We start from the raw sequence: 18,107 nt of genomic DNA, 5'->3' as shown, positions 1-18,107 counted from the left end.
GAGGGCAGGGGGCCAGCGGCAGGCGGGCTCAGCGGGTCGGGTCGTCGCCGACCTTCACGAGCAGCTTGCCGAAGCTCTTGCCCTTCAGCAGGCCGAAGAACGCCTCGGGGGCGTTCTCGAGACCGTCGACGACGTCCTCCTTGTACTGCAGCGAGCCGTCGGCGATCCACGCCGAGACGTCGCGCTGGAAGTCCTTGTAGTGCGCCTTCACGAACTCGTTCTGGATGAAGCCGCGCACCGTGATGCTCTTGGTCAGGATCGTCTGCATCAGGCGCGACGAGCGGTCGGGCCCCTCGGGCAGCTCGGTCTCGTTGTAGTGCGCGACCAGGCCGCACACCGGCACCCGCGCGTACGTGTTGAGGCGCGGCAGCACCGCGTCCCACACGTGGCCGCCGACGTTCTCGAAGTAGACGTCGATGCCGTCGGGCACGACGGCCTCGAGATCGTCCGCGAACGTCGGCGAGCGGTGGTCGAGGGCCTCGTCGAAGCCGATCTCGCGCAGGAACGCGACCTTCTCGGGGCCACCGGCGATGCCGACGGCCCGCGCACCCCTGATGCGGGCGATCTGCCCGACCGCGGAGCCGACGGGGCCGGCGGCCGCGGCCACGACGACGGTCTCGCCGGGCTGCGGGCGGCCGATCTCGAGCAGGCCCGCGTAGGCCGTGAAGCCGGGCATGCCGAGCACGCCGACCGCGGTCGAGACGGGCGCCCTGGAGGCGTCGAGCCTGCGCACCTGCGAGGCGGGCTGGACGTCGTACGACTGCCAGCCGCCGTACGACAGCACGATGTCGCCCACCGCGAGCGACGGGTCGCGCGACTCGACGACCTCGGCGACCGTGCCGCCCTCCATGACCGCGCCGACCTCGACGGGGGCCGCGTACGACTTGGCGTCGTTCATGCGGCCGCGCATGTAGGGGTCGAGCGACAGGTAGATCGTGCGCAGCAGCACCTGGCCGTCGGCGGGCTCGGGCAGCGGCACCGTCTCGATCTCGAAGTTGTCGGTGGTGGGCTCGCCGTGCGGGCGGGAGGCGAGCAGGATGCGGGTGTTGTGCGTCGTGTCAGTCATCGCCTCCGACGATACCCACCGCCTGCGAGACTGGGCCCATGACTCAGCGCAGGGCGTTCTGGCGCTCGATCGAGGCCGTCCACGACGTCGTCTACTTCTCGCCCGAGGCGAAGGCCCGCTACGAGGCGACCGGGCTCAAGGGGTACTGGATGGGCTACGTCGCGTCGCGGTCGGCCGCGGTCGGCACCCCGTCGGCGGGGCTCGTCACGGCGCTGTTCCACGGGTTCGCGCCCTCGCTCGTCGCCCGCGCGGTGCCCGACGCGTGGCACATGGCGTCGCGCGAGGACGTGCTCGAGGCGCGCCTGGGCCTGGCCCGCGACGCCCTCGCACCCGCGCTCGACGACGCCGGCACCGACGTCGCGCAGGTCGCCCGCGAGCTCGGCCAGGTCGTCGACGGGCTCGACCTCGCCGGCCGTCCCCTCGCCGCGGCGCACGCCGACCTGCCCGCGCCGGACGACGACATCGGACGCCTGTGGCACGCCGCGACGACGATCCGCGAGTACCGCGGCGACTGCCACGTCGCGGTGCTGACCGCCGCGGGCCTCGACGGCGCCTCCGCCAACGCGCTCGCCGTCGCCGCCGGGCTCGTGCCCGACGGGCAGCGGACGATCCGCGGGTGGACCGAGGACCAGTGGGACGAGGCGGTCGGACGGCTCGCGACCCGCGGCTGGGTCGACGCGTCGGGGTCGCTGACCGAGACCGGACGCTCGGCCCGCGCGCAGGTCGAGGACACGACCGACCGGGTGTGCGCCGCGGGCCTCGACCGCCGCGCGACCGGACGGGCCATCACGGTCGAGGACGCCGTCGTCGACGTCGCGCGGGCCCTCGAGCGGACCGGCGCCGTGGCCTACCCCAACCCCACGGGCGTCCCCCGACCCTGACGGCGGTGCGACACACTGGGGCCGTGACCCTCCGCAGAAGCTTCTGGCACGCCGTCGAGACCATCCACCACGTCGTCTACTTCAGCCCCGATGCCAAGGCGGCCTTCGAGGCCGTCGGCCTCAAGGGCACGTGGATGGGCTACTTCGCGTCGCGGGCGGTCGCGCTCGGCACGCCGCCGCCCGAGGTCGTCGTCGCGACGTTCCACGGCTTCGCGCCGCGCATGGTGCACCGCGCGCTGCCCGCCGCGTGGGAGCTCGCGTCGCGCGACGACATCCTGGCGGCGCGGCAGCGGCTGGCCCGCGAGACCATCGCCCCCGGCTTCGACGACGTCGACGTCGCGGCACTGGCCGCCGGGCTGCAGGCCGGGCTGCCCGGGCTCGACCTCGCGGGGCGTCCGCTCGCCGCCGGCCACCGTGCGCTGCCCGTGCCCGACGACGACCTCGGCGCGGTGTGGCACGCGGCCTCGACGCTGCGCGAGTTCCGCGGCGACTCGCACCTCGCGGTGCTGACGGCGGCCGGCATCGACGGCGTCACGGCGAACGTCCTCGCCGTCGCGGCGGGCATGGCGATGACGGGCCAGCAGCAGCTGCGCGGGTGGACCGACGAGGAGTGGGCGGCCGGCGCCGACGGCCTGCGCTCGCGGGGCTGGATCGACGACGACGACGCGATCACCGAGGCGGGCATCATCGCCCGCACGCAGATCGAGACCGACACCGACCGCGCGACCGCGGCGGGCATCGCGCCGGACGCCGTCGAGCACTTCTCGTCCGTCGCGCACCTCGCCGTCACGGCGTCGAAGCAGATCGTCGCCGCCGGCCTGGACCCGACCGGCCACTGACCCCCCAGCGTCCGCGCCGGCTCAGCGCCCCGTCCAGACCGGGTCGCGGCCCTCGGCGAAGGCCAGGACGCCCTCGCGCGCGTCGTCGGACAGGATGACCGGCGACGCCATGACGCTCTGCCGCTCGAAGGCCTCGTCGGGGTGCCAGGCCGGCGCGGCGTCGACCATCTGCTTGCCGACCGCGACGCTGAGCGGCGCGTTCGCGGCGATGCGGTGGGCCAGCTCGAGCGCCGCGGTCAGCGCGCCACCCGCGGGGACGACCCGGTTGACCAGGCCCAGGTCGGCCAGGCGCTGCGACGACATGGGGTCGCCCGTCAGCGTCAGCTCCATCGCGATGTTGCGGGGCAGCCGGTCGCGCAGCCGCATGACGCCTCCCGCGGCTGCGAGCAGGCCGCGCCGCACCTCGGGGACGCCGAAGACGGCGTCGTCGGCCGCGACGACCAGGTCGGCGGCCAGGGCCAGCTCGCAGCCGCCCGCGAGCGCGCTCCCCTCCACCGCGACCACCAGCGGCTTGAGCGGCGGACGGCCCGTGAGCCCGAGCGGCCCCCGACGCTCGGTCACGGGGATCTCGCCGCGCGCCGCGGCCTTGAGGTCCATGCCGGCGCAGAACGTGCCCCCGGCGCCCGTCAGCACGATGACGCGCACGCCGTCGTCGGCCTCGGCGTCGTCGATCGCCTGCTCGAGCGCCGTGGCCGCGCGGACGTCGATCGCGTTGCGCACCTCCGGACGGTCGAGCGTCACGATCGCGACGGCTCCGTCGCACTCGACCCTCACGGGCGCGCGCGGCGGCTTGGGCAGGGCGGCGACCGTGCGTCGCACCAGCGTCGCCGCGCCCGCGGCCAGCCGCACGGTGCGGCCGATCGGGTCGCCGTCGACCGCGAGCGCGACGATCGCGGCGTCGTCGGTGCGCACCAGGACCCGGTCACCGTCGGGCGTGAGGGTGCTGAGCACCGCGGCCTCCGGTCGGCCCGAGCGGTCGTAGGGCACCGTGACGGCCTCGACCACCACGTCGCCCTCGTGCGTCCGGAGCGCCCGTCGGGCGGGCGGACGGTCGACGGTCGGTCGCAGGTGGGCGTAGGCGGCCCGCGGCGGGGTCGCCGAGTAGAGGCCGACCGCGTGCTTCGTGGCGTACCAGCCGAGCGACGTCGACAGGCCCGTGCTGGTGGGGTCGGCGCGCAGGATCGGCACCATCGTCGCGATCGCGTGGCTGCCGTACGCGTTGCCGGGACCACCCGCGAACGTCAGCCCGCCCGTGACCGACAGCGGGCGGTCGGGGTCGTCGACGGGCAGGTCGAGGGCGTCGGCCGCGATCTGCACCGCCGACGGGAAGCACGAGTAGAGGTCGACGTGCGCGACCTCGTCGATCGTCAGACCGGCGTGGTCGAGCACCGCCCGGCCGGCAGCCCGGATCGCCGGCGACCGCGAGAGATCGGCCCGTTCCGAGACGAACCACTCGTCGTGCGCCGAGGCGCCGGCCAGGACGAAGACCCAGCGGTCCTGCGGCACGCCGGCCGCCTGGGCCGCGGCGACGCTCGTCACGACGAGCCCCGACGCCAGGTCGACCTGCAGGTTGGCGCACAGCAGCTTGTTGTACGGCTCGCTGATCGCCCGGTTGGCCGGCGTCGCGGTCGCGAGCTCGTCGGCCCCGACCTCGGTCGGGCTCCACGCGTACGGGTTGCGGGCCGCGATCGCCGACATCCGCGACCACAGCCCGGCGACGGCCCGCCGGTGGGTCGGCACGTCGTGACCGCGTCGGCGGCGCACCGCCGACTCGATCAGCGCGTACATGAACACCGGTGCGCCGAGACCGGCCGCGGTCTCGACCTCGTTGTTGGCGACGCGGTCGACGCCGACGACCCGGTCGGGGGCGGCGCCGTCCTCCTGCACGGGCCACGACGGCGACCGCCCGTCCTTCTGCAGCGCCGCCAGCGTCGAACCCGCCTCGGCACCCGCGACCAGCACGATGCTCGACCGCCCCGACGCGACGGCAGCGGCGGCCTCGTTGACCAGCAGCTGCGACCCGTCGCCTCCGTACGGCGTCGACTGGACGCGCTCGGACGGGCTCGCGCCGACGGCCTCGGCGACGAGCGCCGCCTGGTCGCGGTACGTCCACGACGCGCTCGGGATCGCGTAGACCGCGTCGGCGGCGCGCAGCAGGTCGTCGCCCACGCCCGAGTCGGCGGCCGCGGCGCGCAGGGCCCGGGCCGCGAGGGCGACGGGGTCGGCGGCGGCGTCCGGCTCCCGCTGCACGACCTGGCCCACGCCGACCACGACCGGCGTGCGCGGGTCGAGCACGCGCCCCGTCGCCGCGTGCACCACGGGCTCGTCGCGGACGGTCCACTGCGGACGGGCCGACGCGCCGGCGTCCATCGCGGCGATGCGGTCGACCGAGACCCCCAGGGCCGCGTCGATGCTGCGCATGACGGTCGTCCCCACGGGTCCGCGCAGCGGGGGGCCGTCGGCACCGACGTCGACGCGCACGAGCGACCCCGCGCCGTCGGCCACGACGGTGGCCCACAGCCCGAGGACGATCCCCATAGGGCCCGTGCCCCGCAGCACCAGACCCGTCGCGCCGGCCGAGACGACGGTCCAGCGCACCTCGGCGGGGATGTCCATCAGCAGGAGCTGCTGCGCGAAGGCGTCGCCCTCGGCGAGACGTCCCGGCGGGTCGCCGCGCCAGGCCGAGTGCAGCGTGAACCACTCGGGCGCCCGGTCGAAGTCGGCCAGCGCCGCGCCGAGCCGGTCGGCCGACGTCGGCGACGACGCGGTCGCGGCGCTGCGGCGCCCGAAGTCGTCGATGCCGTCGGGCGCCGGGATCGTGGCGGCCCCCGGAGCGACGTCCGGCCCGCCGCCGTGGCCGTCGCGGCCGGTGAACCGCTCGAAGGGCGCAGCGAGCACGGCCCGTCGCACGTCGGGGTTGCGGGCCATGCCCGCGACGGCCGACGCGGTGCCGACGATCCGTGCGGCGCGACGACGGACTGACTTCTTCTGACTCATGGCAACTTTCCGTACGATCGGACTGTTTGTGTCGTGAGCAGTCTGGTCGAGGCCCGGCGGTCTGGCAAGGTGTGGTCATGCCCGACAGGACCGTGCGCCGATCGCAGCACGAGCGCACCGCCGCCACCCGGGCCCGCGTGCTCGACGCGACGGTCGCCTCGCTCGTCGAGGACGGGTACGCCGCGACGACGATCTCGCGCATCCAGGAGCGGGCCGGCGTCGCGCGCGGCACCCTGCTGCACCACTTCCCGCACCGCGCCGCCCTGCTCGTCGCGGTCGTCGAGGACGTCGCCGCCCGGCGCCTGCACGTGCTCGAGGACGACGCCGGCCGGCGCACGTCCGGCCGGTGGGACGACGCCGTCGACCTCGTGTGGGCCGATCTGCAGAGCCCGGTCTTCCTCGCCGTCCTCGAGCTGTGGGTCGCCGCCCGCACCGACGCCGACCTGCGGGCGGCGCTCGTCCCGGTCGAGCGGACGGTGTTCGACGCCGTGCACCGCGCCGTCTCCGCCCTCGTCGACGACGACGACCCGCGCGTGCCGACGCTCGTGCAGTTCACGATCGACCTGCTGACCGGCTCGACCATGACGACCCTGCTGGTCGACGAGCGGCGGGCGCAGCAGGTGCTGCTCGACCGCTGGCGCCGCGCGATCCCCGTGCTGCTCGGACGGGCCGAGGCGTCCGACTGGGTCTAGCGTGGGGCCATGGCGACACCAGCGGTCGAGATCGAGGTCGGTGGCCGGACGGTGCGCGTGTCGAACCCCGATCGCGTGTACTTCCCCGAGCACGGCTGGACCAAGCTCGACCTCGTCGAGTACTACCTGGCGGTCGGCGAACCGCTCGTCAACGCGCTGTACGAGCGGCCGTGCATGCTGCACAGGTTCCCCAAGGGCGTCGGCGGCGAGAAGGTGCACCAGAAGAAGGTGCCGAACGGCGCTCCCCCGTGGCTCGAGACCGTCAGCATCCACTTCCCGCGGTTCGACCGCGACGTCGACGAGGTGTGCGTCACCGAGGTCGCGGCGATCATCTGGGCCGTGCAGATGTCGACCGTCGAGTTCCACCCGTGGAACAGCAGGCGCGGGCACGTCGAGCAGCCCGACGAGTGGCGCATCGACCTCGACCCGGGCGACGCGTGCGACTTCGCGACGGTGCAGCGCGTCGCGCACGTCGTCCACGAGGTGCTCGACGAGCTGGGGGCCACGGGGTTCCCGAAGACGTCCGGCGGCTCGGGGCTGCACGTGTACGTGCGCATCCCGCCCGAGCACGGCTTCGACGACGTCCGCCGCGCGGCCCTCGCGTTCGCGCACGAGGTCGAGCGGCGCACCGACGACGTCACGACGGCGTGGTGGCGCAAGGACCGTGACCCCGCGAAGCTGTTCGTCGACTACAACCAGAACGCGCGCGACCACACGATCGCCGCGGCGTACTCGGTGCGGGGCTTCGCCGACGGACGCGTCTCGGCGCCGGTGCGGTGGGAGGAGATCGACGACCTCGACCCCCACGACTTCACGATCGCGACGATGCCGCAGCGGCTCGCGCGCATCGGCGACCTGCACGCGGCGATCGACGACGCGCCGTTCGACATCCGGCCGCTGCTGGAGTGGGCCGACCGCGACGGGGCCGGCGAACCGGCCCCGTGACGGGCGTCAGGCGACCTCGACCTCGAGCTTCACGTCGACGTTGCCGCGCGTGGCGTTGGAGTACGGGCACACCTGGTGCGCGACCTCGACGGCCTTCTGGGCGTCCTCCTGCGAGACACCGCCACCCAGCTCGACGTGCAGCGTGATGGCGAGCTCGAAGCCGCCCTTGCCGTCGGGGCCGATGCCGACCTCGGCCGTCACGGCGGAGTCGACGATCTGGACGCCGTGCACCTTGCTGCTGGCCTTCAGCGCCGAGTGGAAGCACGCGGCGTAGCCCGCGGCGAACAGCTGCTCGGGGTTGGTCGCGCCGCCGGCGCCGCCCATCTCCTTGGGGGTGCGGACGTCCGCGTCGATCAGCCCGTCGTTCGAGCGGACGTGACCGTTGCGGCCGTCACCGTCGGACGTGGCGACGGCGGTGTAGGCGATGGACTCGGGCATGGCAGGCTCCTTGATGTAGACTGACTAGTACGTCTACATGATGGCACGGCGCTCCCAGCCGTCCGCCGCCGCCACTCCCACCCCCTCCCGCCCAGGAGCAGCATGAGCGTCATCGAGATGAAGCCCGTCCGCGACCGCATCCTCGACGCGGCCGTCGAGCACTACTACGCCGAGGGCATCCGCGCCGTCAGCGCCGACAAGCTGATCGCCGCCGCGCACGTCTCGAAGGTCACGTTCTACCGCCACTTCCCGAGCAAGAACGACCTCATCGCCGCCTACCTCGAGGTGCGGGCCGAGGACGAGAGGGCGGCGGTGACGGCCAAGCGCGCCGAGCTCGACGGCGACCCGGCCGCCGTCCTCGAGTGGTACGCCCAGGTGGTGGGCACCGCGAGCTGCACGCCGGGCTTCCGCGGCTGCCCCTTCATCAACGCGGCGGCCGAGATCGCCGACGTCGACCACCCGGGCCACGCGATCATCACCCGCCACCGCGCGTGGCTGACCGAGCAGGCGCGCCAGCTGCTCGACGAGCTCGGCGTCGCGCACGCCGCCGCCCGCGCCGAGCAGGTCATGATGCTGCGCGACGGCGCTATGGTGTCGGGCTACATCGGCAACGACGCGACCCAGGTCGCTGCCGACCTCACCCGCGGGGCCCGGGCGATCATCGGCCGCTGACGCGCGCCGTCAGACCTGCTTCTGCGAGCGGTCGCGGCTGGGGTCGTAGAGGTACGACTCCGATCCGCGGACGTCCGGCGCGAGGGCCCGGCCGACCATGATCACGGCGGCCTGGCGCAGACCCGCCGCCTCCACCTGGTCGGCGACGTCGGCGAGCGTGCCGCGCAGCACGACCTGGCCGGGCCGGCTCGCATCGGCCACGACGGCGACCGGGCAGTCGTCGCCGTACGACTCGGCGAGCTCGGCCGCGAGCACGCGGGTGCGGGTGATCGCCAGGTGCAGCACGAGCGTCGCCCCGGACGCCGCGAAGTGCGACAGCGACTCGCCCTCGGGCATCGCCGTCGAGCGCGCCTGCGTGCGCGTCAGCACGACCGACTGGACGACCTCGGGCACCGTCAGCTCGGCCCCCAGCAGCGCGGCCGCGGCGGCGTACGCCGGCACACCGGGCGTGACGTCCCACGGCACGCCGTGGGCGTCGAGCCGCCGGGTCATCTCGTGGATCGCCGAGTAGATCGACGGGTCCCCCGAGCACAGCCGGACGACGTCGAGACCGGCGGCGTGGGCGTCGACCAGCCGGGCCGTGATCTGGTCGAGGTCCAGGTGCTGCGTGTCGACGAGCTCGACGCCGTCGCGGCAGTGGCCTAGCACGGCCTCGTCGAGGTACGTGCCGGCGTACACGCACACGTCCGTCGCGGCGAGCATCGCGACGGCCCGCACCGTGAGCAGGTCGGCCGCGCCCGGCCCGGCGCCGACGAAGTGGACGGTCACGACTCCTCGTCCTTCGTGACGGCCCACTGCATGATGGCGCGCGACGGCGTCCAGCCCGTGAAGGTGCCGATGGGGGCCGCGTGCTCGACGTGCAGGCGGGTCAGCTCGCCACCCAGCTCGGCGTAGCGGTGGGCCAGCACCGCCTCCGTCTCGAGCGTCACGCCGTGGACGACGAGGCGTCCCCCGGGCCGCAGCGCGTCCCAGCAGGCGTCGACCAGCCCCTCCTCGGTGGCACCGCCGCCGACGAAGATCGCGTCGGGGCGCTCGAGGCCCGCGAGCGCCTCGGGAGCCCGACCCGTCACGACCTGCAGCACCGGCACGCCGAGCGTCGAGGCGTTGCGGGCGATCCGGGCGGCGCGGTCCTCGCGCGCCTCGATCGCGACGGCGCGGCACGTGGGGTGGGCGCGGAGCCACTCGATGCCGACCGAGCCCGCACCGGCGCCGACGTCCCACAGCGTCTGGCCGGGCACGGGGGCCAGACGCGCCACGGCGGACGCGCGGACGTCGCGCTTGGTGATCTGTCCGTCGTGCTCGAACGCGTCGTCGGGCAGGCCCGCCACGAAGCCCAGCGGGCGCGCGCCCGAGCTGGCCAGCTCGACCGCGACGACGTTGAGCGCGGGCACGGCCTGGTCGCGCCACGACGCGGCGACCCCGTCGAGGCGGGCCTCCTCGGGCGCGCCGAGGTCGGACAGCACCGTCATGGGGCTCGCGCCGTAGCCGGCCGCCGTCAGCAGGGCCGCGACCTCGGCGGGCGTCGAGCCGTCCGACGACAGCACGAGCAGGCGCAGACCGGGGGCCAGCGACCGGGCGACGAGGTGGGGGTCGCGACCCACGAGCGTCACGACCTCGGTCGACTCGGCCGACCAGCGCAGGCGGGCGCGGGCCAGGGCGACCGACGACAGCGCCGGCACGACCGTCACGGCGTCCTTGCCGAGCATCTCGACCAGCGTCGTCGCGATGCCCGACACGAGGGGGTCGCCCGAGGCGAGGGCCACGACCTCGTAGCCGTCGAACGTCGCGAGCAGGCTCGGCAGCTGCTCGAGCAACGGCGACGGCCAGGTCTGGCGGATCTGCTCGGGCACGTCGGGCAGCATCGCGAGGTGCCGCTCGCCGCCGAGCACGACCGCGGCGCCGTCGACCATCTCGCGCGCCGCCTCGGTCAGACCCGTCCAGCCGTCCGCGCCGATGCCGACGACCGTCACCCGTGTGCTCACGAGCGTCGACGATATCCCGCCTCCCCCGACCCGGCCCCGCGAGTGGTGCGGACTGGTCTTTCCGGGACGGCGTGTCTTTCCGGGACGGCGTGTCCGACCGGGGCGCACCACTCGGGGACGGGTTCGCACCACTCGGCGCACCGCCAGGCCCTAGCCTGCTCGGATGCAGCCGAACAGGGCCACCACCCACTGGGGCGCGATGGCGACGGTCGTGACGATCGCACTGGTCCTCGCGACGATCGTCGTGGCACTCGGCCTGCTGTCCCTCACGAGCCTCGACGGCGGGACGGAGGACGGCGCGCTGGACGATCACGTGTGCGTCACGGTCGACCGGGCTTCGCCCGCCGACGACGACTTCGCCACGGACGGCCAGGTCCGGCGAGCGACGGTGCGCGAGGTCGTCTGCCGTCCGCACGACGAGCTCGACCACCCCCGCGCCGTGCAGGCGCTCGTCGACCTGCGGGCGCTGCCGATCATCGTGGCGGTGCTCGGCGGCCTGGTCGCCCTGCGCCGGGTGATCGAGCGCACCCGCGACGACGGCCCCTTCAGCAGCGAGGCCGTCCGCCTGATCAGGCGACTGCGCTGGTGGGCGGCCGCCTTCGTGCTCGCCGGCGTGACCGCCTCGTGGATTCTCACCGGCGTCGCGAACGACCTCGTCGCGAACGAGAGCTGGCCCGAGTACGGAGCCTTCTGGCCGGTCGTCGGCACCTTCGTCGGGCTGTCGGTCGCGGCGGGCCTGTGCGAGTTCGGCACGACGCAGCGCATGACGGCGTACGAGCGCGGCGCGGCCGACGCTGGGGGCGCGGCACCGCGACCGTTACCCTAGGCAGGAGAAGGCTCGAGGTGCCCCGCGAGGGGAGAATCGGGAAGCCGGTGAGAATCCGGCACAGGGCCCGCTGCGGTGACCCGGACGCTCCGAGAGGAGCTGGGCCGGGAAGTCCGAAGACCGGCCTCGCGCCTGACCGACGGACGCAACCGCGTCCGGCGGACGTCGGCAGACGAGCGGGAGCCCCACATGCCACAGCACTACCCCTTCAGCGCCGTCGTCGGATCCGACGACATGGCGCTGGCCCTGACCCTCTCCACGATCTCGCCGGCGATCGGCGGCGTCCTCGTGCGCGGCGAGAAGGGCACCGCCAAGTCGACGATGGTGCGCGCCCTCGCCTCGATCCTCCCGCCGATCGACGTCGTCGCGGGCGACCGCTTCTCGTCCGACCCGCGCGAGGCCAGGCCGCTGTCGCCCGACGGCCCCTTCTCCCCCGACGCCGAGGTCGAGACCCGGGCCGTGCGGCTCGTCGAGCTGCCGGTCGGTGCGACGGAGGACCGCGTGCTGGGCTCGCTGCACCTCGAGAAGGCGCTCTCGGAGGGCGTCACCGAGTACGAGCCCGGCCTGCTGGCCCGCGCGCACCGCGGCATCCTCTACGTCGACGAGGTCAACCTGCTGCACGACCACCTCGTCGACCTGCTGCTCGACGCCGCGGCGATGGGACGCTCGACGGTCGAGCGCGACGGCGTCTCGATCGAGCACGCCGCCCGCTTCGTGCTCGTCGGCACGATGAACCCCGAGGAGGGCGAGCTGCGTCCGCAGCTGCTCGACCGGTTCGGCCTGACGGTCGAGGTCGCCGCGCCGCGCGACCCGGCCACGCGCGTCGAGGTCGTCCGCCGGCGCCTGGCCTACGAGACCGACCCCGAGGGGTTCGCGGCGCGGTTCGCCGACGACGAGGCCTCGCTGACCGATCGCATCCAAGCGGCGCAGAAGCTCGTCGAGCAGGTCGACCTCAGCGACTGGGCCCTGCTCAAGATCGCCGAGGTGTGTGCCGCGTTCGAGGTCGACGGCATGCGTGCCGACATCGTCACGGCCCGCGCCGCGGCGGCGCACGCGGCGTGGAACGGGCGCACGGGCGTCGGCCGCGACGACATCCGCGCCGCGGCGCGCCTCGCGCTGCCGCACCGCCGTCGCCGCAACCCGTTCGACGCCCCGGGCATCGACGAGGACCTGCTCGACCAGATCCTCGGCGACGACGAGCCCGAGCCCGAGCCGCCGACGCCCGACCAGCTCGGCGACGACGACGGTGAGGGCGACGGCGGTGACTCGGACGGCACCGACTCTCCGGAGCAGTCCGGGGGCGCCGAGGGTGACTCGTCGACGGGCGGGAGCGACTCGTCGACGGGTCAGAGCGACTCGTCAGCGGGTCAGAGCGACTCGTCAGCGGGCCAGAGCGACTCGTCGGCGGGTGGGGGTGAGGTGACGGTCGCGTCGCCGCAGCAGCCCTACCGGCCCCGGCTGTTCACGGTCGGCGGCACCGGCGCGGGCGAGTCCGGACGCCGGTCCCGCGCCATCACCGAGACCGGACGCCGCATCGGCGCGGCCCCCCGCGCCGGCCAGGGCGGCTCGATCCACCTCACCGAGACGATCCGTGCCGCGGCGCCGCACCAGCTCGCCCGCGGACGCGCGACGGGTGACGCCGGCCTGTCGTTCCGCGCGTCCGACCTGCGCCTCGCGATCAAGGAGGGCCACGAGTCCAACCTGATCCTGTTCTGCGTCGACGCGTCGGGCTCGATGGCCGCCCGCCGGCGCATGGAGCAGGTCAAGACCGCGATCCTGTCGCTGCTGATGGACGCCTACCAGCGCCGCGACAAGGTCGGCCTCGTCACGTTCCGCGCCGACGGCGCCGAGCTCGCGCTGCCGCCGACCGGCTCGATCGACATCGCCGCGGCCCGGCTCTCCGACCTGCCCGCGGGCGGTCGCACCCCGCTGGCCGAGGCCCTGCTCAAGACCGCGGACGTCCTGCGGCTCGAGCGCGTCCGCGACCCCCGCCGCCGCCCCCTGCTCGTCGTCATCACCGACGGCCGCGCGACCCACGGCGACCGCGCGCTCGACCGCGCGCACCAGGTCGCGGCCCACCTCGGTGCCACCGGCGTGGCGAGCCTCGTGATCGACTGCGAGACCGGGAAGTTCCGCATGGGCCTGGCCCGTCAGCTGGCCGACCACCTGATGGCCGAGTACGTCCCCCTCGGCGAGGTCAGCGCGTCGGCCCTGACCGAGGTCGTCCGTGGCGGCCTGCCCGAGACGGGAGCCGCCTGATGCCCCAAGGCGTCCCCCTCACCGTCCCCGACGACGGCCTGACGACCAAGCAGCGCCGCAACCGGCCGCTCGTGATGGTCCACACCGGCGCGGGCAAGGGCAAGTCGACCGCCGCGTTCGGCATGGCGATGCGCGCCTGGAACCAGGGCTGGGACATCGGCGTCTTCCAGTTCGTCAAGTCGGCCAAGTGGCGCATCGGCGAGCAGACCGTGCTCGAGCGCCTCGCCGAGCTGCACGACACGACCGGCGTCGGCGGCCCCGTCGAGTGGCACAAGATGGGCTCGGGCTGGAGCTGGTCGCGCAAGGAGGGCTCCGACGACGACCACGCCGCCGACGCCGCCGAGGGCTGGGCCGAGGTCAAGCGGCGCATCGCCGAGGAGCGGCACGACCTCTACGTGCTCGACGAGTTCACGTACCCCATGAAGTGGGGCTGGGTCGACGTCGACGACGTCGTCGAGACGCTCCGCGACCGCCCCGGGCGCCAGTATGTCGTCATCACCGGACGGCACGCCGACCCCAAGCTGGTCGAGATCGCCGACCTCGTGACCGAGATGCAGCACGTCAAGCACCCGTTCGACAACGGCCAGAAGGGTCAGCGAGGCATCGAATGGTGAGCTCGCTGCCCCGCCTCGTCGTCGCCGCCCCCGCCTCGAGGCACGGCAAGACCACGATCGCGACGGGCCTGATGGCCGCGCTGACCCGCGCCGGCCACGACGTCTCGTGCCACAAGGTCGGCCCCGACTACATCGACCCCGGCTACCACGCGCTCGCCACGGGCAAGCCCGGGCGCAACCTCGACCCGCACATGGTCGGCGAGCAGCGGCTCGTCCCGCTGCTGCTGCACGGTGCGGGCGTCGGCAGCGACCACCCCGCCGACATCGCGGTCGTCGAGGGCGTCATGGGCTTGTATGACGGGCAGATCGGCGGCAACGGCTTCTCGTCGACGGCGCACGTCGCGACCGTCACCAGGACGCCGGTCGTCCTGGTCGTCGACATCTCGCACGCCTCGCGCTCGATCGCGGCCGTCGTGCAGGGCATGGTCGCGTTCGACCCGTCGGTGCGCATCGTCGGCGTCATCGTCAACAAGGCCGGCTCGGCCCGCCACGCGAACGAGGTCGTGAGCGCCCTCGAGTCGACCGGCGTCCCGGTGCTCGGCGTGCTGCAGCGCGACGACGGCATCGTCGCGCCGTCGCGTCACCTCGGCCTCGTGCCCGCCGACGAGCGGGACGACGCGGCCCACGCCCTCGACCGCCTGGCCGACCAGATCGCCGAGCGCATCGACCTCGACCACCTGCTGGCGCTGGCCCGCACGGCGCCCGATCTCGACGAGGAGCCGTGGGACCCGACGCACGAGGTGCACGCGGCCGGCGACCGACGTCCGGTCGTGGCGATGGCGGGCGGCCGCGCGTTCACGTTCCGCTACGCCGAGACCGAGGAGCTGCTGCGCGCCGCGGGCTGCGACGTCGTGACGTTCGACCCGCTGGCCGACGAGTCGCTGCCCGAGGGCACCGCGGGCCTGTACCTGGGCGGCGGGTTCCCCGAGGTGCACGCGGCCGGACTGGCCGCCAACGCCCCGCTGCGCGAGTCGCTGCGCGCGGCCGTCGCATCGGGCATGCCGACCGTCGCCGAGTGCGCGGGGCTGCTGTACCTGTGCCGCTCGGTCGACGGCGTCCCGATGGTCGGGGCGGTCGACGCCGACGCCGTCATGAGCCCCCGGCTGACGCTGTCGTACCGCTCGGTGGTCGTGCCGACCGATCAGCTCATGGGCGTCGCCGGCACGCGGGTGACGGGCCACGAGTTCCACCGCACGAAGCTCGTCGACGCCGTCGACCAGGACACCGCGGCGTGGCTGCTGGACGGCGAGGGGCACGGGATCGGCTCCGACTCCCTGCACGCGTCGTACCTGCACACGCACTGGGCCGGCCACCCGCGCATCGCCCAGCGCTTCGCCGACGCCGTCCACGCGTTCGACGGTTTACCACGGGACCGTGGTAGACCCCGTCCGCCCGCGGCAAGCCTCCCCCGGGAGGACGCGGTTCACCACGAGACCGTGGTGAACCGCGTCGCGGACGGTCTCGCGTTCCACGGCGACCGCGAGCTCGGCGACGGCCTGGTCGACTTCGCGGTCAACGTGCACGACGACGTCCGGCCCGCGTGGCTCGACGACGCCCTGCACGCGAGCCTGTCGACGGTCGGCGCCTACCCGGACGCCCGCGACGCCGAGCACGCCGTCGCGCGCCGCCACGGCCGCGCGACCGAGGAGGTGCTGGCCACCGCCGGTGCCGCCGAGGCGTTCAGCCTGGTCGCCCGCATGCGCGCGTGGAAGCGCCCCGTCGTCGTGCACCCGCAGTTCACCGAGCCCGACGCCGCCCTGCTGGCCGCCGGTCACACGCCGCACCACGTGCTGTGCGACCCGTCCAACGGCTTCGCGCTCGACCCGACGCTGGTGCCGAGCGACGCCGACCTCGTCGTGATCGGCAACCCCACCAACCCGACCAGCGTGCTGCACCCCGCGCAGACCATCCGGATGCTGCTGCGCCCCGACCGCGTGGTGGTCGTCGACGAGGCCTTCATGGACTCCGTCCCCGGCGAGCAGCACTCCCTCGCGGGCACGCACCTGCCGGGCCTCCTGGTCGTCCGCAGCCTCACCAAGCTCTGGTCGATCCCGGGCGTCCGGGCCGGCTACGTCCTCGGCCAGCCGCACCTGCTGGCCGAGCTGCGCGCGCACCAGTCGCCGTGGTCGGTGTCGTCGCAGGCCGGCGCGGCGATGGTCGCGACGGCGTCCGAGCAGGCGATGGCCGAGGCGGCCCGCCGCGTCACGCGCATCGCGCAGCACCGCGCCGTGCTGACCGACGGGCTCACCGAGCTGGGCATCGCGTTCGTCGCGCCCGCGGCTCCCTTCGTGCTGGCCAAGGTGTCGCGCGGCTCGCACGAGCGCCTGCGGTCGGCCGGCTACGCGCTGCGCCGGGCCGACACGTTCCCGGGGCTGGACGACTCGTGGGTCCGCATCGCCGTCCGCCGCCCCGACACCACGCGCAAGCTGCTCGCGACGCTGAGGGTGGAGGGGCCGTGGACCTGAACGTCACCGGCCTGAGCGCGGCCGTGGTGGGCGGCGACATCCGCGCGGCCGCCCACGTCGCGGCCCTGCTCGAGGGCGGAGCCGTCGTCACGGTCATCGCCCCCGACGTCACCGCGACGATCGACGACCTCGCGGCCCGCGGGCTCGTCACGTGGACGCCGCGCGACCCCGGGCCCGGCGAGCTCGACGCCTTCGACCTGGTGCTGCGGGGCCACCCCCGGGCCGCCGAGACCGACCGCATCCTCGACACCGGCTCCGTCACGCTCGTCGGCGGCGGGCCGGGCGATCCCGGCCTGGTCACGGTCGCCGGCCGGGCCGCGATCGAGCGGGCCGACGTCATCGTGACCGACCGGCTCGCCCCGCTCGCCGCCCTGGGCTGGGCCCGCGCGGACGTCGAGGTCGTCGACGTCGCCAAGATCCCCGGCGGCCGGTCGACCAGCCAGGACGACATCAACCAGCTGCTCGTCGAGCACGCCAAGGCCGGACGGCACGTCGTCCGGTTCAAGGGCGGCGACAACTTCGTCTTCGGCCGCGGCGGCGAGGAGCTGCTGGCGTGCCACGAGGCCGGCATCGCGACCCACGTCGTCCCGGGCGTCAGCTCGGCGATCGCCGCCCCCGCGCTGGCCGGCATCCCCGTGACGCACCGCGGTCTGACCCAGGGGTTCACCGTCGTGTCGGGGCACGTCCCGCCGGGCCACCCCGACAGCACGCTCGACTACGCGGCGCTGGCCCGCGCGGGCACGTCGATCGTGGTGCTGATGGGCGTCCGGACGCTCGAGGCGATCTGCGCGGCGCTCGTCGACGGCGGGCTCGACCCCGCCACGCCGGCCGCCGTCGTCGCCGACGGGAGCCTGCCGAGCCAGCACGTCGTGCGCGCCACGGTGGCCACGATCGCCGGGGCCGCCGCCGACGTGCGACCGCCCGCCGTCGCGGTGATCGGCGACGTCGCCGACGTCGAGGGCCTCGCATGATCCTGTGGGTGCGCCACGGCCAGTCGACGTGGAACGTCCTCGACCGCCTGCAGGGCCACGAGCTCAGCCCGCCGCTGACCGATCTCGGTCGCGAGCAGGCACAGCACGCCGCCGAGACGCTCGCCGGCCGGGGCGTCGTCCGGCTGCTGAGCTCCCCGGCGACCCGCGCGCTCGAGACCGCGCAGATCATCGGCGCCCACCTCGGGCTCGAGGTCGAGGTCGAGCCGATGCTGCTCGAGAAGGGCCTCGACGAGTCGTACCCCGACGTCCTGACGCGGGTGCAGCACGTCCTCGATCGACGCGACCCCGACCACACGGTCGCCGTGAGCCACGGCGACACGATCGGCCTGGCCGTCGGCCTGCTGAGCGGACGTCGGCCCGAGCCCGCCGCCAACGGCTCCGTCACGTCCGTCGACCCCTCGACACGCGAGATCTCGGTCGAGCTGCCCCCTCGCTGACC

The 18,107-nt window shown here is 74.6% G+C and carries 16 protein-coding genes and 1 riboswitch; of the genes, 11 read left to right on the top strand and 5 right to left on the bottom strand.

Going from position 1 to position 18,107, the window contains the following annotated elements; all coding sequences use genetic code 11:
* Positions 1-28: 28 nt before the first annotated feature.
* Positions 29-1,066, bottom strand: a complete 1,038-nt coding sequence (locus ASD10_RS04990; RefSeq protein ID WP_056605535.1) for an NADP-dependent oxidoreductase — start codon at positions 1,064-1,066, stop codon at positions 29-31.
* A 38-nt stretch (positions 1,067-1,104) separates the two neighbouring features.
* Here ASD10_RS04990 and ASD10_RS04985 point away from each other — a divergent pair, with 38 nt between their 5' ends.
* Positions 1,105-1,947: a hypothetical protein gene (locus ASD10_RS04985; RefSeq protein ID WP_056605532.1), complete on the top strand. Its 843-nt coding sequence runs from the start codon at positions 1,105-1,107 to the stop codon at positions 1,945-1,947.
* Between the two features lie 23 nt (positions 1,948-1,970).
* Positions 1,971-2,786: a hypothetical protein gene (locus ASD10_RS04980; protein ID WP_056605529.1), complete on the top strand. Its 816-nt coding sequence runs from the start codon at positions 1,971-1,973 to the stop codon at positions 2,784-2,786.
* 21 nt (positions 2,787-2,807) lie between these two features.
* Here the strand turns inward: ASD10_RS04980 and ASD10_RS04975 are convergent, their stop codons facing one another.
* Positions 2,808-5,783 (bottom strand): crotonase/enoyl-CoA hydratase family protein, encoded by a 2,976-nt coding sequence (locus ASD10_RS04975; RefSeq protein ID WP_056605526.1) that lies wholly within the window; start codon positions 5,781-5,783, stop codon positions 2,808-2,810.
* Between the two features lie 77 nt (positions 5,784-5,860).
* Between ASD10_RS04975 and ASD10_RS04970 the strand changes: the two genes are divergently transcribed.
* A complete protein-coding gene (locus tag ASD10_RS04970; RefSeq protein ID WP_056609888.1) occupies positions 5,861-6,475 on the top strand; it encodes a TetR/AcrR family transcriptional regulator in 615 nt (204 codons plus the stop codon).
* A 9-nt stretch (positions 6,476-6,484) separates the two neighbouring features.
* Positions 6,485-7,420 carry a non-homologous end-joining DNA ligase gene (gene ligD, locus ASD10_RS04965; RefSeq protein WP_056605523.1) on the top strand — a complete coding sequence of 312 codons (936 nt, stop codon included), beginning with the start codon at positions 6,485-6,487 and terminating at the stop codon, positions 7,418-7,420.
* Positions 7,421-7,426: 6 nt separating this feature from the next.
* On the opposite strand, the gene ASD10_RS04960 is transcribed toward ligD, so the two are convergent.
* Positions 7,427-7,858, bottom strand: coding sequence for an organic hydroperoxide resistance protein (locus ASD10_RS04960; RefSeq protein WP_056605520.1), 432 nt, complete (start codon positions 7,856-7,858; stop codon positions 7,427-7,429).
* Positions 7,859-7,960: 102 nt separating this feature from the next.
* Here ASD10_RS04960 and ASD10_RS04955 point away from each other — a divergent pair, with 102 nt between their 5' ends.
* Positions 7,961-8,530, top strand: coding sequence for a TetR/AcrR family transcriptional regulator (locus ASD10_RS04955; RefSeq protein ID WP_056605515.1), 570 nt, complete (start codon positions 7,961-7,963; stop codon positions 8,528-8,530).
* Between the two features lie 9 nt (positions 8,531-8,539).
* Here ASD10_RS04955 and cobM read toward each other — a convergent pair whose 3' ends face one another.
* A complete protein-coding gene (gene cobM, locus ASD10_RS04950) occupies positions 8,540-9,298 on the bottom strand; it encodes a precorrin-4 C(11)-methyltransferase (protein ID WP_056605512.1) in 759 nt (252 codons plus the stop codon).
* Entirely contained in the window at positions 9,295-10,512 is a 1,218-nt protein-coding gene (cbiE, locus tag ASD10_RS04945) for a precorrin-6y C5,15-methyltransferase (decarboxylating) subunit CbiE (protein ID WP_056605509.1), read from the bottom strand. The genes cobM and cbiE overlap by 4 nt, the downstream gene beginning before the upstream one ends.
* Before the next feature lie 163 nt (positions 10,513-10,675).
* On the opposite strand from cbiE, the gene ASD10_RS04940 reads away from it, so the two are divergent.
* The 6 genes from ASD10_RS04940 to ASD10_RS04915 all read left to right on the top strand — a co-directional run bounded on the left by ASD10_RS04940 (position 10,676) and on the right by ASD10_RS04915 (position 18,105).
* A complete protein-coding gene (locus tag ASD10_RS04940) occupies positions 10,676-11,338 on the top strand; it encodes a DUF2975 domain-containing protein (RefSeq protein WP_157432461.1) in 663 nt (220 codons plus the stop codon).
* Positions 11,337-11,482, top strand: a riboswitch (cobalamin riboswitch). It overlaps the preceding gene by 2 nt.
* Before the next feature lie 45 nt (positions 11,483-11,527).
* Positions 11,528-13,597, top strand: a complete 2,070-nt coding sequence (locus ASD10_RS04935; RefSeq protein ID WP_056605503.1) for a VWA domain-containing protein — start codon at positions 11,528-11,530, stop codon at positions 13,595-13,597.
* Positions 13,597-14,211: a cob(I)yrinic acid a,c-diamide adenosyltransferase gene (gene cobO, locus ASD10_RS04930; RefSeq protein ID WP_056605500.1), complete on the top strand. Its 615-nt coding sequence runs from the start codon at positions 13,597-13,599 to the stop codon at positions 14,209-14,211. The genes ASD10_RS04935 and cobO overlap by 1 nt, the downstream gene beginning before the upstream one ends.
* Entirely contained in the window at positions 14,205-16,676 is a 2,472-nt protein-coding gene (locus tag ASD10_RS04925; RefSeq protein WP_056605497.1) for a cobyrinate a,c-diamide synthase, read from the top strand. Before cobO ends, ASD10_RS04925 begins: the two co-directional genes overlap by 7 nt.
* Positions 16,667-17,647, top strand: coding sequence for a uroporphyrinogen-III C-methyltransferase (gene cobA / locus ASD10_RS04920; protein WP_056605494.1), 981 nt, complete (start codon positions 16,667-16,669; stop codon positions 17,645-17,647). The genes ASD10_RS04925 and cobA overlap by 10 nt, the downstream gene beginning before the upstream one ends.
* Positions 17,644-18,105 (top strand): histidine phosphatase family protein, encoded by a 462-nt coding sequence (locus ASD10_RS04915; protein WP_056605491.1) that lies wholly within the window; start codon positions 17,644-17,646, stop codon positions 18,103-18,105. Before cobA ends, ASD10_RS04915 begins: the two co-directional genes overlap by 4 nt.
* Positions 18,106-18,107: the final 2 nt, after the last annotated feature.

The organism is Aeromicrobium sp. Root472D3, from assembly GCF_001426485.1.
Taxonomy (GTDB): Bacteria; Actinomycetota; Actinomycetes; order Propionibacteriales; family Nocardioidaceae; genus Aeromicrobium.
This window is presented reverse-complemented; position numbering and strand designations above follow the sequence as displayed.

Coding starts and splice junctions, on each gene's coding strand:
- ASD10_RS04935 (WP_056605503.1), top strand. CDS start 11,528: ATGCCACAGCACTACCCCTTCAGCGCCGTCGTCGGATCCGACGACATG.
- ASD10_RS04970 (WP_056609888.1), top strand. CDS start 5,861: ATGCCCGACAGGACCGTGCGCCGATCGCAGCACGAGCGCACCGCCGCC.
- ASD10_RS04990 (WP_056605535.1), bottom strand. CDS start 1,066: ATGACTGACACGACGCACAACACCCGCATCCTGCTCGCCTCCCGCCCG.
- ASD10_RS04925 (WP_056605497.1), top strand. CDS start 14,205: ATGGTGAGCTCGCTGCCCCGCCTCGTCGTCGCCGCCCCCGCCTCGAGG.
- ASD10_RS04975 (WP_056605526.1), bottom strand. CDS start 5,783: ATGAGTCAGAAGAAGTCAGTCCGTCGTCGCGCCGCACGGATCGTCGGC.
- ASD10_RS04960 (WP_056605520.1), bottom strand. CDS start 7,858: ATGCCCGAGTCCATCGCCTACACCGCCGTCGCCACGTCCGACGGTGAC.
- cobO (WP_056605500.1), top strand. CDS start 13,597: ATGCCCCAAGGCGTCCCCCTCACCGTCCCCGACGACGGCCTGACGACC.
- ligD (WP_056605523.1), top strand. CDS start 6,485: ATGGCGACACCAGCGGTCGAGATCGAGGTCGGTGGCCGGACGGTGCGC.
- ASD10_RS04985 (WP_056605532.1), top strand. CDS start 1,105: ATGACTCAGCGCAGGGCGTTCTGGCGCTCGATCGAGGCCGTCCACGAC.
- ASD10_RS04955 (WP_056605515.1), top strand. CDS start 7,961: ATGAGCGTCATCGAGATGAAGCCCGTCCGCGACCGCATCCTCGACGCG.
- ASD10_RS04915 (WP_056605491.1), top strand. CDS start 17,644: ATGATCCTGTGGGTGCGCCACGGCCAGTCGACGTGGAACGTCCTCGAC.
- ASD10_RS04940 (WP_157432461.1), top strand. CDS start 10,676: ATGCAGCCGAACAGGGCCACCACCCACTGGGGCGCGATGGCGACGGTC.